The organism is Stakelama pacifica (assembly GCF_004361835.1).
Taxonomy (GTDB): Bacteria; Pseudomonadota; Alphaproteobacteria; order Sphingomonadales; family Sphingomonadaceae; genus Sphingomonas; species Sphingomonas pacifica.
In genome coordinates, this window is sequence record NZ_SNWD01000001.1 from 568,508 (window position 1) to 582,071 (window position 13,564).

Consider the following 13,564-nt stretch of genomic DNA (forward strand, 5'->3'; position numbering starts at 1 on the left):
TCGTTTTCCAAACGAGGTGGAGCGTGTTTCAGGGTCCGACATACAGAACCACACCCGCCTTTCCCCTGCCTTTTACAGCGGGAGCAGGACCGGGGAGTTTTGCCGGCGCGGCGGCCAGATTTTTTCGCGATCCTCCGGCTTCGTCTCCGGGAGCGCGACGAGATGTCGCCCCGGGCAACATGCCCTATATCGGCCATTGCGTCGTCCCGGTCGATTGCGACGGATCGATGCGCCTGCCGGGATTTGTGCGCCGCAATCTGGAGCGCACCGGCACTCGCCTGTTCGTTGGAATTCATGAAACCAGCGCCTGTCTGATCGGATCGACCATCTGCTGGGGGAAGCGGATGAGCGAGGCACAAGGGCGCGACCGTCAGGAAAAGGCCCTGGCGTCACCGGGTGCTGATACGCTCCGCCTGTTCGGTCTGCGCGACGAATATTGCCGCCCCGACGGCGCGATCCGCCTGCCCTCCGCAGCACGCGCGCTTGCAGGAATCGAGGACGAGGCACTGGTCGTGGGCGCGGGCAGATCGTTCGAAATCTGGGCGCTAGAGGCTGCACTGCAATCGTCCGATCCCGTGATCGCCGCGCTGGGCCGCGGCGCAGTGACGCAACGGGCCCGGCGCGGAGGCTGAACCTGTTCGACAGGACGGGGGCACGCGCCTCTTTCTATCGAACGGTTCCGCTGCACATTACGGCACGACATAATCCGCGCGCCGAAACATCGGATGCCAACGCACCCGAATGACGCCCCTCACCGAACGGGCTGCTCGCTTTCATCGGACGGCGGGCGACGGCCATCGCCAACCGCCCGTCGCAGCAGCGCCCTTCGCTCCCTTCTTCCCGACTGCCCGATTAAGGAACGTCGCTTGCGTCCTGCACCGGCACCGGGCCGTTCTTACTGGCCACCAGCGTCGAATCGCCGCCAAGCGCCTGATACAACGTCGCCAGATTGGTAGCGCGGGTCAGTTGCACCTGAACCAGCGAACGCCGGGCGGTATAGAGCGAACGCTGCGCGTCCAGACTTTGCAGATAGGTGTCGATACCGCCCTTATAGCGAGCAATGGCGAGATTATAGGTGTCCTGCGTGGCATCGGTCAGCGCGCGTACTGCCGCCAGCTGCCGGTCGATCGTGCCGCGCCGGGCGAGCGCGTCGGCGACTTCGCGAAAGGCGGTCTGGATCGTCTTTTCATAATTTGCGAGCGAGGCCTGCTCCTCGGCCTCCGCTTGCGCCACTCCCGCTCGCCCGGCGCCCGCGCGGAAGATCGGGTAGGAGACATTGGGCGACACCTGCCAGTTGAAGCCGTCGCCGTCGAACAGACCGCTAAGCGACGTGCTGGCAAGCCCCAGAACAGCGGTCAGCGAAATACGCGGGAACAGCGCGGCGCGCGCGGCGCCGATCTGTGCATTCATCGACCGGAGCTGATATTCGGCCTGCACTACGTCGGGACGGCGCAGCAGAATGTCGGAACTCAGTCCAGCCGGCACTTCGCCCAGACGCGAGGTCGCATCCTCAATCGATTGCGGAAGCAGCGCGGTATCGAAATCAGCGCCGACCAGCAGCCGCAACCGGTTCACATCCTGCGCCAGCGCGGTTTGCTGTTCAGCAAGATCCGCACGCGCCTGTTCGAGCACGGTCTGCGCCTGACGCAGATCGGTACGCGGCGCGACACCGCCCTTCAGCCGGGCCTCGGTAAGGTCCACGCTACGCTTCGCACTGTCCACCGTGTCCTGCGCAATGGCGAGCAGGCTTTTATCGGCGCCATAGGTCAGCCAGCCGGTGGCGATGTCGCCGACCAGCGCCAGTCGCGTCGCACGCGCCGCTGCTTCGGTGGCGAAATACTGGTTGAGTGCGGCATCGTTCAACGAACGCACGCGCCCGAACAGGTCGATTTCAAACGCCGTTGCACCGACCTGCGCGGTATAAAAGGTCTGGGTCTCGTCACTGCCGCCCAGAAACAGCCCGCCGCCGCCATTGCCGCCGCCGGAATTGTTTCCGCCGCCCTGATTGCCGCCACCCTGATTCCCACCGCCGGGATTACCGACGCCGCCCAGCCCGGCTTGCGGCCCCTTACGCACCGTGACGCCGCCGCTGCCGCTGATTTCGGGAAGCAGATTGGCGCGCTGGATGCGATATTGCGCGCGCGCCGATGCGATATTCGCTGCCGCCTGTCGCAGGTCGCGATTGGTCGCCAGCGCATCGGTGATGATCGTCTGCAGCCGGCGATCGGCGAACACCTGCGTATAATCGAGCGAGGCAAGGCTGCGCTCCGACTGGGCGAGATAGGCATCCCCCTGCGGCCAGAACACCGGGACCGGAGCTTCGGGCCGCTGATAGGTCGGCTGCATTGAGCAGCCGGCCAGCATCGAGGCGGCGGAAAGGGTTGCGATCAGACGTTTCATGCGTTCGCCTCAGGCTCGTCGGTGCGATGCCCGCCCTCGCGAAGCGCCTTGACGCCGTCACGAACGCCGCGCCGCACCAGCACGAAGAATAGCGGGATGTAGAAGATGGCGAGGATCGTCGCGGTCAGCATGCCGCCGATCACTGCGGTGCCGATTGCGATACGGCTATTGGCGCCCGCGCCGGTAGAGAGCGCCAGCGGCAGCACGCCGAAGATGAACGCGAAGCTCGTCATCAAAATCGGACGAAGCCTCAGCCGCGCCGCCTCAAGCGCGGCATCGATCACGCGCTTGCCCTCTTTCTCCGCCTGCTCGGCGAATTCGATCATCAGGATCGCGTTTTTGGACGCAAGCCCCATGGTCGTCAACAGACCGATCTGGAGATAGACGTCATTTTCCAGCCCGCGCAGCGTCACCGCGAATACCGCGCCGACCAGACCGAGCGGAATGATCAGCAACACCGCGATCGGGACCGACCAGCTTTCGTACAATGCCGCGAGGCACAGGAACACGACGAGGAGCGACAGGGCGTAAAGCATCGGGGCCTGCCCCGAGGACAGCCGCTGCTGATAGCTGATTCCCGACCATGCGACAGTGGTGCCCGGAATTTTGCTCGCAAGCTTCGCGATCTCATCCATCGCCGTGCCCGAACTGACACCCGGCGCAGCCGACCCCTGAATGGAGAAGGACGGCTCCCCCGAAAAGCGCGAAAGGCTTGTCGGTGCCTGCGACCAAGAGGTGGTGGCGAATGCAGAGAAAGGCGCCATCTGCCCGTCGCTCGACCGGACGAACCATTGCGACAGGTCGCCCGGTTCGCTGCGATACGGGGCATCGCCCTGCACATAGACCCGCTTCACCCGACCGCGGTCGATGAAATCATTGACATAGCGTCCGCCCCATGCGGTCGAAAGCGTCGTATTCACCATCGTCTGGTCAAGGCCGAGCACGTTCAGCTTCTGCTGATCCATATCGACATGCAGCGTCGGCACATCGGGAAGCTCTCCGGGACGCACGCCGACCAGCTTGGGGTTCTGCGCCGCCATTCCGAGCAGCTTGTCGCGCGCCGCATTGAATTCCTGATGGCTCATGCCGCTGCTGTTCTGCAACTGCATGGTGAAGCCCGAACTGTCGCCCAGGCCCCGGATCGCCGGCGGGACGAGCGCGAAAACCTGAGCGTCGCGAAGCCCCATCAGCGCCTTGCCCGCACGCTCCACGATCGCCGAGGCGCTGTTATCCGAACCCTCTCGCTTCGACCAGTCGGCAAGCGCCATATAGGCGATACCGGTATTCTGACCGCCCGCACCGGCGCCGCCGAAACCGGTCGCGGTAAAGAGCGTGCCGACATTGCCGCCCTCTTCCTCCTGCATGTACCTTTCGATCGCGTGCGCGACCTCGTCGCTCCGCGCGGTGGTGGCCCCGGGAGGAAGGCGAAACTGGATGAACGCGCTGCCCTGATCCTCGGTCGGCAGAAAGCCGGTGGGCAGCCGAACGAACAGGATCACCAGCAGCGCGATGACGAGCGCATAGATTGCCAGGAAGATGAATTTGCGATCGACAACCGTGCGGATCGCATTGCTGTAGCGGTTACTGAGCGAATCGAAACTGTCGTTGAACCAGTTGTGAAACGACTCCATCCGGTGATGTACCGCCGGCAGCCGCCGTTCCAAAAAGCTCTGCTTGTCCTTTTCATCGCTTCTGCGCTTCAGCATCGTCGCGGTAAGCGCCGGCGTCAGGATCAGCGCCACACCGACCGACAACACCATCGCCGACACGATCGTCACCGAAAACTGGCGATAGATCACGCCCGTCGAACCGCCGAAAAATGCCATGGGCAGGAACACTGCCGACAGAACCAGCGCGATCGCAATCAGCGCGACCTGGATTTCGTCCATCGACTTGATCGTCGCTTCGCGCGGCGACATGTCCGGATTTTCGTCCATCAGCCGCTCGACATTCTCGACCACGACGATCGCGTCATCGACGAGCAGGCCGATCGCGAGCACCAGCCCGAACAACGTCAGCGTATTGATCGAAAATCCAACCGCGGCGAGCACCGCAAAGGTACCCAGCAGCACCACCGGCACCGCGATCGAGGGGATCAGCGTCGCGCGCCAGTTCTGCAGGAACACGAACATGACGATGATGACGAGGATGATCGCTTCGATCAGCGTCTTGACCACCTCATCGATAGACAGGCGGATAAAGGTCGTGCTGTCCAGCGGGAAGGCATAGGTAAGACCCGGGGGGAAATTCCCCGCCAGCTCGCTTACCTTCTCTTTCACCGCCGCGGCGGTGGAAAGCGCATCGGCACCCGGCGCCAGCGAAATGGCGATACCGGCACCCGGATGGCCGTTCACACGGCTGGTTACGCCATAGCTTTCGGCGCCCAGTTCCACCCGCGCAACATCGCTGAGCCGCACCGTCGCGCCGCCGATATCCGATTTCAGGATGATATTGCGGAACTGTTCGGGCGTCTGAAGCCGCGACTGCGCGGTAACCGTGGCGTCCAGCATCTGGGTATCGGGCATCGGCTGAGCGCCGATCTCACCGGCGGCCACTTCGGCATTCTGCGCCTGAATGGCCTGGATCACATCACCGGGAACGAGCTTATAACTGTTGAGCTTCGCCGGATCGAGCCAGATACGCATCGCATATTGCGATCCGAACACGCGTGTCTCGCCCACGCCGTTGATCCGCGCCAGCGGGTCCTGAAGGTTAGACGCCAGATAATCCGAAACGTCCTGATTGGTCAGCTTGTCGGTCTTGTCATACAGCGCGATGATCAACAGGAAGTCAGGGTTGGACTTGGTGACCGTCAGCCCCTGTTGCTGCACCTGTTGCGGCAGGCGGCTGATCGCCTGTTGCACCTTGTTCTGGACCTGAACCTGCGCGATGTCGGGATCGGTTCCTTTTTCAAAGGTCGCGGTGATCGTCGCCGTGCCCTGAGAGCTCGACGAAGAACTGAAATAGATCAGCCCGTCGATTCCGGTCAGCTGCTGCTCAATCACCTGCGTCACGCTGTTTTCCAGCGTTTGCGCCGATGCACCGGGATAGGTGGCGCGGATATTGACCTCAGGCGGCGCAACATCGGGATATTGCGCGATCGGCAGGCTCATGATCGCACCGACGCCGAGCAGCATCGTGATGATCGCAATGACCCACGCGAAGATCGGCCTGTCGATAAAGATACGCGACAGCATGGCGGATCAGTCCTTGTTGCCGTTTGCGGCGCCGGATTCAGTCCCGCCGCCTTGTTTCGGCTGGCCGCTGGTCAGCTTTTCCGGCGTATTGGCAGGCACCGCCTTGACCGGCTGACCCGGCCGCACCTTTGCCGTTCCCTGAACGATGATCTTGTCGCCGGGCTTCAACCCGTCGGTAACGACCCAGAAGGCACCCTGTGTGCGGGGCGCCTTTACGTTGCGCGGCACGACCTTGTTGTCCGGACCGACGACCAGAATCGTCGCATTGCCCTTGGGATCGCGAGTCACCGCCTGTTGCGGGACGAGATATGCGTCACGCTCGATCGCCTGCGCGATATGGGCGGTGACATACATGCCTGGCAGCAGCAATCCTTCGGGGTTGGGGAAGGTCGCGCGAAGCGTCACTGTGCCGGTATTTTCATCGACCACCGGTTCGGTGAAATCGATCGTCCCGACCCGGCCATAATCCTCGCCATCCTCCAGCGTCAGCCGCACCTTCGCCTTGGACGGCACGGTATCGCCACTGGCGAGCGCGCGGCGAAGCGAGAGAAGGTCGCTGCTCGACTGATTGATATCGACATAGATCGGATCGAGCCGCTGAATCGTCGTCAGCGGATCGGCCTGATTTGCCGTTACCAGTGCGCCGACCGTCGCGATCGAACGACCGATGCGACCGGTGATGGGTGCCGGAACCGTCGTATAGTTGAGGTTGATCCGCGCAGTGCGGATCGCCGCCTTTGCCTGTGCGACCGCCGCCGCCGCCTGACGCGCCTGCGAACGCGCATCGGTATAATCCTGCCGGCTGATCGCCTCCATATCGGCAAGCGGCTTGTATCGATCCGCCTTTGCCTGCGCTGCCTCCAGCGTCGCCTGCGCGCTTTGGAGATTGGCCTGCGCCTCGCTCAGGCTCGCCTGATAGGGGTCGGAGTCGATCTGGTACAGGGTCTGCCCGGCATGGACGATCGAACCCTGTTCGAACATGCGCTTGCGAATGACGCCCGAAACCTGCGGTCGCACCTCAGAGCTTTCATACGCGCTGGTCCGCCCCGCAAGGTCAGCCACGATCGGCACGCTCGTCTGATCGACGGTGACATAGCCGACGGTCATCGGCGCGCCGCCCGGCCCTGCCGGTCCGCCCTGTCCTGCCTGCTCCTCGGAGCCGCCGCATGACGCCAGCAAAGCGCAGGCTGCGACCGCGCCGATCCACCGGCCCGCAGGCATGCGGCGAGCGAAACGGACGTTTGAATGATGACGTAGCAAGGGCGTAAACCTCTATCAAAACACAGCGATCACGCGTCGGCGCAATCGCGATGGAAGTTATTTGCAATATCGTAGCAGCATAGCGAACCCGTCGCATGATTCGTTTTCGCAATGCAGCATTCGGGGTCAGTTAATACGAAACGTTCGCGTTCACAATACCAATTAGGGCCTTTACTTTCCCCTGAAATCAGGTTTGCGCTTTTCCAGGAACGCCTTTCCCCCTTCGACGGAATCAGCGCTTCCGCGTGCAAGCGACTGGCTTTCGGCCTCATGGGCCAGTGCCTCGGCAAGACCATGTTCCATTGCAAAGCCGATGTCGCGGCGCATAAGACCCAATGCGACGGTCGGCCCCGCCGCCAGCCGCTGCGCCAGCGCGAGCGCTTCGTCCGCCAGCACATCGTCAGACACCACCCGATGGATCATGCCCCATTCCACCGCGCGCTCCGCCGATATGCGTTCGCCGAGCATGGTCATTTCCATCGCACGGGCACGGCCGACCAGCCGCGGCAGGATCCAGCTCGCGCCGCCATCGGGTACCAGCCCGATATTGACGAACGCCTGAAGGAAATAAGCAGATCTGCCCGCAATGCAGAAATCACCGGCAAGCGCCAGACTGCACCCGATCCCGGCCGCAGCACCGCGCACCGCAGTGACGACCGGAACCTCCGAATCGAAAATGGCCTGAATCGTCGGATTGTAATGCTCGGTCAGCGCGGCACGCACCGCCGCCTCGGGATTCTCGGCACTGCCGCTGCCGCCGGCGACGTCAGCGCCCGAACAAAAGGCCCTGCCGCTGCCCTCAATCAAGATCGCGCGCGCGCCGTCCCGCTCAGCCATTGCACCGCGCAGCAGGTCGAACATTTCGGGCGGCGCGGCATTCAACCGGTCGGGCCGGTTGAGGGTCAGACGAAGTACATCGCCGCAATGTTCGCGGATCAGGATAGGATCGTCGCTCATTCCTTTGGCGTCCTCCGGCAGTTTGCTATATTTCTGATTCAACAAAACACTATCGGACGGAGCGGATGATGGCGACCATGGCAAGCGAAAAAAGCACGATGCGCGCAGAGGAGTGGCAGGCTCGTCAGGAGCTTGCCGCCTGTTACCGGGTGTTCGACATGCTCGGCTGGTCGGAAATGATCTACAACCATATCACGCTGAAAGTGCCGGGCGAGGAAGGCGCTTTTCTGATCAACCCCTTCGGCCTGCATTTCAGCGAAGTGCGCGCCTCCAATCTGGTCAAGATCGACATTGACGGCAATAAGCTCGACGACAATCCCTATCCGGTGAACCTTGCCGGCTTCACCCAGCATTCGGTGTTTCATCGCCATCTGCCCGATGTCCATTGTATTGCGCATACCCATACCACCGCCGGAATGGCGGTGAGCTCGGTCGAGGGCGGGCTGCGCGCTACCAATTTCTATGCCTGCAACTTCGCCGGGCAGATTGCCTATCATGATTTCGAAGGCGTCACGGTGCGTGCCGAAGAGGGCGAGCGGCTGATCGCGCATCTGGGTGAAAAGCGTGCCATGCTGCTCAGAAATCACGGCATCCTTGTGATGGGCGGCAGCGTGCCGGAGGCGTTCATCAAACATTGGGCACTGCAACGCGCCTGCGAGATCCAGATCGCTACCATGTCGCTCGGCACCCCGCTCACCGTGTCGGATGACGTGGTTGCGGTGCATCAACGCGACCTTTCCAAGGCGCAGGTGCCGGGCGGTCCGGGCAAGGCCGATTTCGAGGCGATGGTCCGGCTGGTCGACCGGACCGACAAAAGCTGGCGCGATTAAGGCGCGGGCGGTAGAGCCGGGACATGACGCGCTTTACGGTCAATAATCAGCCGGTCGCTTACGACATGGGCCCCGAAACGCCGCTGCTCTGGGCGCTGCGCGATGCGTCCAACCTGACCGGGACAAAATATGGCTGCGGAACGGGTGAGTGCGGCGCGTGCACCGTCGATATCGACGGCAAGGCGGTGCGCTCGTGCCAGGTGACGATCGCGCAGATCGAGGGGACCTTCGTCACCACGATCGAGGGGCTTTCCCAGGATCGCAGCCATCCGGTGCAACAGGCGCTTATCGCGTCGAACGTGCCGCAATGCGGCTATTGCATACCGGGCATCGTAATGGCCGCATCGGCGCTGCTGCGCGAAAAGCGCGATCCGAGCGATTCCGAGATTGCCGAGGCGATCACCAATTTGTGCCGTTGCGGCATCTATCCCCGACTTACCGCCGCCATTCGTCAGGCGGCACGGATTGCGCGTGGCGATGAGCGGGTGACGCCGCCGCCGCGTCCCGGAACCGGCCCGGCCGAAGCCGCGCGCAGCGTCCCCGCGATCCGGGCCGAGGCGGCTGAAGCTGACTGATTGCTTTCAGCGCAATTCAGACATGGCTAACCGGTTGCGCTTCATATTCCGCTCACGGACACCGGCATGGGCGCGGGCCGGCGGAGAAAGAAAATGAGAAATCGGATTTTCGTGGCCTTGTTCGCTGTCACGGCGCTGGTTCCGGTCGCGGCCTTTGCCGCGCAACGTACCGAAGGCAGAGGCTCTATCGACATGCAGCGGCGCGATGCCGAACGAGGCCCGGGCTGGAATCGCGATCAGCAGCGGACGGATCGCCGTTTCGACCGCGAGGGGCGTCGCCCAGGCTCAGATGAATGGCTGCGCGAGCGCGAGCAGCAGCGCACTGCCCCTCCTCCGCCCGATCTGCGCAATCCGGCGGAACGTGCTCCGGACCGGCGCGAATGGCGCGACCGCGACGACCAGCGCGACCGGCGCCCTTCTCAGCCGCAGGACCGGCGCTGGAATATGACCAATGATTCGCCCCGTCCGATAGAGGCGGCACGCCCGGATCGCGGCGATCGCCGGGATGATCGCTGGCAACGACGGGACGACCGGCGCGACGATCGCGGCGATCGGCGGCGCTACTGGTCGAACGATTCGCGCGATCAGCGCTATGACTGGCGCAATGTCCGCCATGACGGCGCACGCTGGGACAATGGCTGGCGGCGCAACGACCGCTATGACTGGCGCAATTATCGCGCGCGCAACCGACATATCTATCACCTGCCGCGCTATTATGCGCCGCGCGGCTGGGACGGCGGCTATCGCCGGTTCAGAATCGGTGTGGTGATCGGCCCGGTTCTCTACAATTCCGGCTATTGGATCGGCGATCCGGGATATTATCGCCTGCCGCCCGTTTACGGTCCCTATCGCTGGGTCCGCTACTATAATGACGCGCTGCTCGTCGATCTTCGCTCCGGGATCGTCGTCGATACGGTCTACGACATTTTCTGGTAAGCGACGCGGGTTCGGCCCGGTTCCTCGCGCGGGAGGAATCGGGCCTCTTGCATTTATCGGGCAGCTTTGCAGAAATACCGGCCGTGAGTATCAAAACATCGCCCCGCACCAGCCGTCACGGCAACGCTTCTCCGCTTCGCGCGCGCATCGGACAACAGGTCGCCGCACGCCTCGATACCAATCCGGCCGCCAAAAAGGCGAAGGTCACCGGCGCGCAGGTCTATTATATTCCCGAATATCTCAGCGATCGCGACTGCGACATGCTGATGGAGAAGATCGACGCGAAAAGCCGTCGCTCGACCCTGCTTTCGGATAGTTCGGACCCGTATTTCCGCACCAGCGACAGCAGCGATATGGACCGCTGGTCCCCTGACATTCACCCCATCGAACAGCGCCTGTCGATGCTGCTCGGAATCCCGGAAGAAAATGGCGAGACGCTGCAGGGCCAGCGCTATGCGCCGGGGCAGCAATTTCGCGCGCATCATGATTTCTTTCACGAATCGCAAAGCTATTGGGAAGATATGAAGGCGCAGGGCGGGCAGCGCACCTGGACTGCGATGATCTATCTCAACCATGTCGAAGAGGGCGGTTCGACCTGGTTTCCGCAGATCGGCATGCGGGTAAAGCCGAAGCGCGGCCTGCTGCTCATCTGGAACAATATGGCGCCCGATGGCAGCCCGAATGAAAATACTCTGCACGAAGGGGTCGCGGTGACGAAGGGCACGAAATATATCGTGACCAAATGGTTTCGCGAAGGCGCCTGGATTCGCTGACGCGCAGCGGCGGGCTCACTCGCTTCACCATGCATTTCAGCCGCACCGTTGCGGCCCTTCGACAGATAATGGCGTGAGGAATCGCGGCGAACGGCTTCGCGCATCCTTGCCGCTCCGGGAAAAGATATGGACAGCGTTCTCAACATCACGACATCGATCCTCGGCCAGCGCTGGGCGTGGCGCGGGCTGGCGGCCGATGCGCGCGACCCCGGCTTCGCGCCCGACGATCTGGTGACGCAATTGCTGCTCTCGCGCGGGTGCCCGCGTGAGGAGCTCGACGCGCACCGGGCACCGAGCATTCGCGGCTTCATGCCCGATCCGTCGATCTTTCGCGATATGGACCGCGCGGCGGCGCGCCTCGCCGATGCGATTCGCGCGGGCGAGACGATCACTGTCTTCGGCGATTATGATGTCGACGGCGCGACCTCCGCCGCGCTGCTGATCCGCCTGCTGCGCGATCTGGGCGTTGCGGCGGGCTATTATATCCCCGACCGGCTGATGGAAGGCTATGGCCCCTCGGGCGAAGCGCTGGTGCGGCTGAAGCAGCAGGGATCGGATCTGGTCGTCACCGTCGATTGCGGCGCGCAGGCGTTCGAAGCGCTCGACATGGCACGCGAGGCCGGGGTCGATGTCATCGTCGTCGACCATCATAAATGCGCCACTGCCCTGCCTTATGCCCATGCGCTGGTGAACCCCAATCGGCTCGATGAGGCGGAGGGGCGCGCGCATGGCCATCTCGCGGCGGTCGGCGTTGCGTTTCTGCTCGGCGCGGCACTGCTGCGCGAATTGCGCGGGCGGGGCTTTTTCAAGGGCCGTTCGGAGCCGCGCCTGCTCGACCTGCTCGATCTGGTCGCGCTGGGTACGGTGGCGGATGTCGCCTCGCTCAAAGGCCTCAACCGCGCTTTTGTCGCGCAGGGGCTGAAGGTCATGGCGCAGCGCCGCAATATCGGCATGAACGCGCTGATCGAAGCCTCGCGCCTCACCCGCGCGCCCACCGCGACCGATCTCGGCTTCGCACTGGGGCCGCGCATCAATGCGGGGGGGCGGGTCGGCAAATCCGATCTCGGCGTGCGGCTGCTGACCACGCAGGATGCAGAGGAGGCTCGGACCATCGCCGCCGAACTCGACCGGCTGAACGAGGAGCGCCGCGCGATCGAAGCGATGGTGCAGGAGGGCGCTGAAGCGCTGTGCGCGCAAATGGGCGAACGCGCCGTCGCGGTGGTCGCAGCACAAGGCTGGCACCCCGGCGTCATCGGCATCGTCGCCGGGCGGCTGAAGGAAAAATTCGGACGACCTGCCATCGTGATTGCGCTTGACGAGAATGGCGTGGGGAAAGGATCGGGCCGCTCAATCGCAGGGGTCGATCTGGGTGCGGCCATATTGGCGGCGAAGGATAGCGGCCTGCTGATCGCGGGCGGCGGCCATGCGATGGCGGCGGGGATCACCGTTGCAGAGGATTCGATCGGCGAATTTGCCGCATTCCTCGAAAGTTGGCTTGCCGACAGCATACGCGCCGCGATGCGCGACCGGGCGCTGCTGCTCGACGCCGTGCTCGCGCCGGGCGGCGTCAATCCCGCGCTGGTCGAGGCGATGGAATCGGGCGGTCCCTATGGCATGGGCTGGCCCTCGCCGCGCGTCGCCGCCGGGCCGGTGCGGATCGTCCGCGCCGATGTGGTAGGCGCAAATCATGTCCGCGCGATCGTCGCCGGCGATGACGGGCGCAGCATCAAGGCGATGGCATTCCGTCAGGCGGAAAGCCCGCTCGGCCTCGCTTTGCTGGGGGCGCCGAAGCATCGCAAGCTCTGGCTGGCCGGACGGGCAAAGATCGACGACTGGGCCTCCCGCCCCGCTGCGGAGCTCCATATCGATGACGCTGCATGGGCCGAGTAATTTTTTTGCAAAACAACTGTTGACCGATCCGATTCCTTCTCCTAATTCGCCGCCTCCACGCTTCGGCATGGCCCCTTCGTCTAGCGGTCTAGGACGCGGCCCTTTCACGGCTGAAACACGGGTTCGATTCCCGTAGGGGTCACCAGTCAAGCGATTTATCGCGTTGATTTTGCGTGATAATTTTAGGAATCTCGAAATTCGATACCACAGGCGTTCCCACAATTTTCGCGGGTTCTGATGGTATCGTTCGGAACATAACGAGACCACATTCGACCAATCTTGCTCTGTTAATTTGGCAATTTGCGCCTCATCCTTCACCGTTGCGGCGGCATTCCGCCGTTCCGGAATAGACCGGTCCATTGCTGCCATGATCTTTGACGAAGGCAGTTTTCTATGGCGACCATTGGACACGCGATCTTTCCCGATGATGCAGCCTCGGTGTTTGAGATTTGGCGTGAATATATCGCCAGCCCAAGCGTCAGCCTCGATTATCAAGGCATGAGGCAGAGTTCGCGAATCTGCCGGGGAAGTATGCGCCGCCTCGCGGGCGGTTGCTCTTGGCCGAACGAAACGAGCAAATCGATGGCTGCGTCGCACTTAGGATGGTGGACCACGAAATTGCCGAAATGAAACGCCTTTATGTCGTCCTCGCGCGCGAGGGGGGGGCTGGCTGGGTTATGCGCGGTCGAGCACTTAATCGCCGGAGCCCGGATAGCAGGTTACACTAAAATCCGCCTCGACGTGTT

At 63.0% G+C, this 13,564-nt stretch carries 10 protein-coding genes and 1 tRNA gene; 7 read left to right on the forward strand and 4 right to left on the reverse strand.

Features of this window, described 5'->3' with window-relative positions:
• The first annotated feature begins 179 nt into the window (after window positions 1-179).
• Window positions 180-632 (forward strand): MraZ C-terminal domain-containing protein, encoded by a 453-nt coding sequence (locus EV664_RS02525; RefSeq protein WP_133494088.1) that lies wholly within the window; start codon window positions 180-182, stop codon window positions 630-632.
• Between the two features lie 220 nt (window positions 633-852).
• Here EV664_RS02525 and EV664_RS02530 read toward each other — a convergent pair whose 3' ends face one another.
• The 4 genes from EV664_RS02530 to EV664_RS02545 form a co-directional block, all read right to left on the reverse strand.
• Entirely contained in the window at window positions 853-2,400 is a 1,548-nt protein-coding gene (locus EV664_RS02530; protein WP_133494089.1) for an efflux transporter outer membrane subunit, read from the reverse strand.
• Window positions 2,397-5,597: an efflux RND transporter permease subunit gene (locus EV664_RS02535; RefSeq protein ID WP_133494090.1), complete on the reverse strand. Its 3,201-nt coding sequence runs from the start codon at window positions 5,595-5,597 to the stop codon at window positions 2,397-2,399. Before EV664_RS02535 ends, EV664_RS02530 begins: the two co-directional genes overlap by 4 nt.
• Window positions 5,598-5,603: 6 nt before the next feature.
• Window positions 5,604-6,818, reverse strand: a complete 1,215-nt coding sequence (locus EV664_RS02540; protein ID WP_133494091.1) for an efflux RND transporter periplasmic adaptor subunit — start codon at window positions 6,816-6,818, stop codon at window positions 5,604-5,606.
• Window positions 6,819-7,028: 210 nt separating this feature from the next.
• On the reverse strand, window positions 7,029-7,814 hold the full coding sequence (locus EV664_RS02545) for an enoyl-CoA hydratase-related protein (protein WP_133494092.1): 786 nt from the start codon (window positions 7,812-7,814) through the stop codon (window positions 7,029-7,031).
• A gap of 68 nt (window positions 7,815-7,882) precedes the next feature.
• Here EV664_RS02545 and EV664_RS02550 point away from each other — a divergent pair, with 68 nt between their 5' ends.
• The 6 genes from EV664_RS02550 to EV664_RS02575 all read left to right on the forward strand — a co-directional run bounded on the left by EV664_RS02550 (window position 7,883) and on the right by EV664_RS02575 (window position 12,963).
• Window positions 7,883-8,644, forward strand: coding sequence for a class II aldolase/adducin family protein (locus EV664_RS02550; RefSeq protein WP_133494093.1), 762 nt, complete (start codon window positions 7,883-7,885; stop codon window positions 8,642-8,644).
• A 23-nt stretch (window positions 8,645-8,667) separates the two neighbouring features.
• A complete protein-coding gene (locus EV664_RS02555) occupies window positions 8,668-9,219 on the forward strand; it encodes a (2Fe-2S)-binding protein (RefSeq protein ID WP_133494094.1) in 552 nt (183 codons plus the stop codon).
• Between the two features lie 93 nt (window positions 9,220-9,312).
• A complete protein-coding gene (locus EV664_RS02560) occupies window positions 9,313-10,155 on the forward strand; it encodes an RcnB family protein (protein ID WP_133494095.1) in 843 nt (280 codons plus the stop codon).
• Between the two features lie 83 nt (window positions 10,156-10,238).
• Window positions 10,239-10,928 (forward strand): 2OG-Fe(II) oxygenase, encoded by a 690-nt coding sequence (locus tag EV664_RS02565; protein WP_373287478.1) that lies wholly within the window; start codon window positions 10,239-10,241, stop codon window positions 10,926-10,928.
• A 126-nt stretch (window positions 10,929-11,054) separates the two neighbouring features.
• Window positions 11,055-12,818 carry a single-stranded-DNA-specific exonuclease RecJ gene (gene recJ / locus EV664_RS02570; RefSeq protein ID WP_133494096.1) on the forward strand — a complete coding sequence of 588 codons (1,764 nt, stop codon included), beginning with the start codon at window positions 11,055-11,057 and terminating at the stop codon, window positions 12,816-12,818.
• Window positions 12,819-12,887: 69 nt separating this feature from the next.
• A tRNA-Glu gene (locus EV664_RS02575) sits at window positions 12,888-12,963 on the forward strand.
• Window positions 12,964-13,564 lie beyond the last annotated feature (601 nt).

Bases quoted from the DNA above. Each gene is read 5' to 3' on its own strand.
- recJ (WP_133494096.1), top strand. From the start codon at position 11,055: ATGGACAGCGTTCTCAACATCACGACATCGATCCTCGGCCAGCGCTGG.
- EV664_RS02560 (WP_133494095.1), top strand. From the start codon at position 9,313: ATGAGAAATCGGATTTTCGTGGCCTTGTTCGCTGTCACGGCGCTGGTT.
- EV664_RS02550 (WP_133494093.1), top strand. From the start codon at position 7,883: ATGGCGACCATGGCAAGCGAAAAAAGCACGATGCGCGCAGAGGAGTGG.
- EV664_RS02530 (WP_133494089.1), bottom strand. From the start codon at position 2,400: ATGAAACGTCTGATCGCAACCCTTTCCGCCGCCTCGATGCTGGCCGGC.
- EV664_RS02545 (WP_133494092.1), bottom strand. From the start codon at position 7,814: ATGAGCGACGATCCTATCCTGATCCGCGAACATTGCGGCGATGTACTT.
- EV664_RS02525 (WP_133494088.1), top strand. From the start codon at position 180: ATGCCCTATATCGGCCATTGCGTCGTCCCGGTCGATTGCGACGGATCG.
- EV664_RS02555 (WP_133494094.1), top strand. From the start codon at position 8,668: ATGACGCGCTTTACGGTCAATAATCAGCCGGTCGCTTACGACATGGGC.
- EV664_RS02535 (WP_133494090.1), bottom strand. From the start codon at position 5,597: ATGCTGTCGCGTATCTTTATCGACAGGCCGATCTTCGCGTGGGTCATT.
- EV664_RS02540 (WP_133494091.1), bottom strand. From the start codon at position 6,818: ATGCCTGCGGGCCGGTGGATCGGCGCGGTCGCAGCCTGCGCTTTGCTG.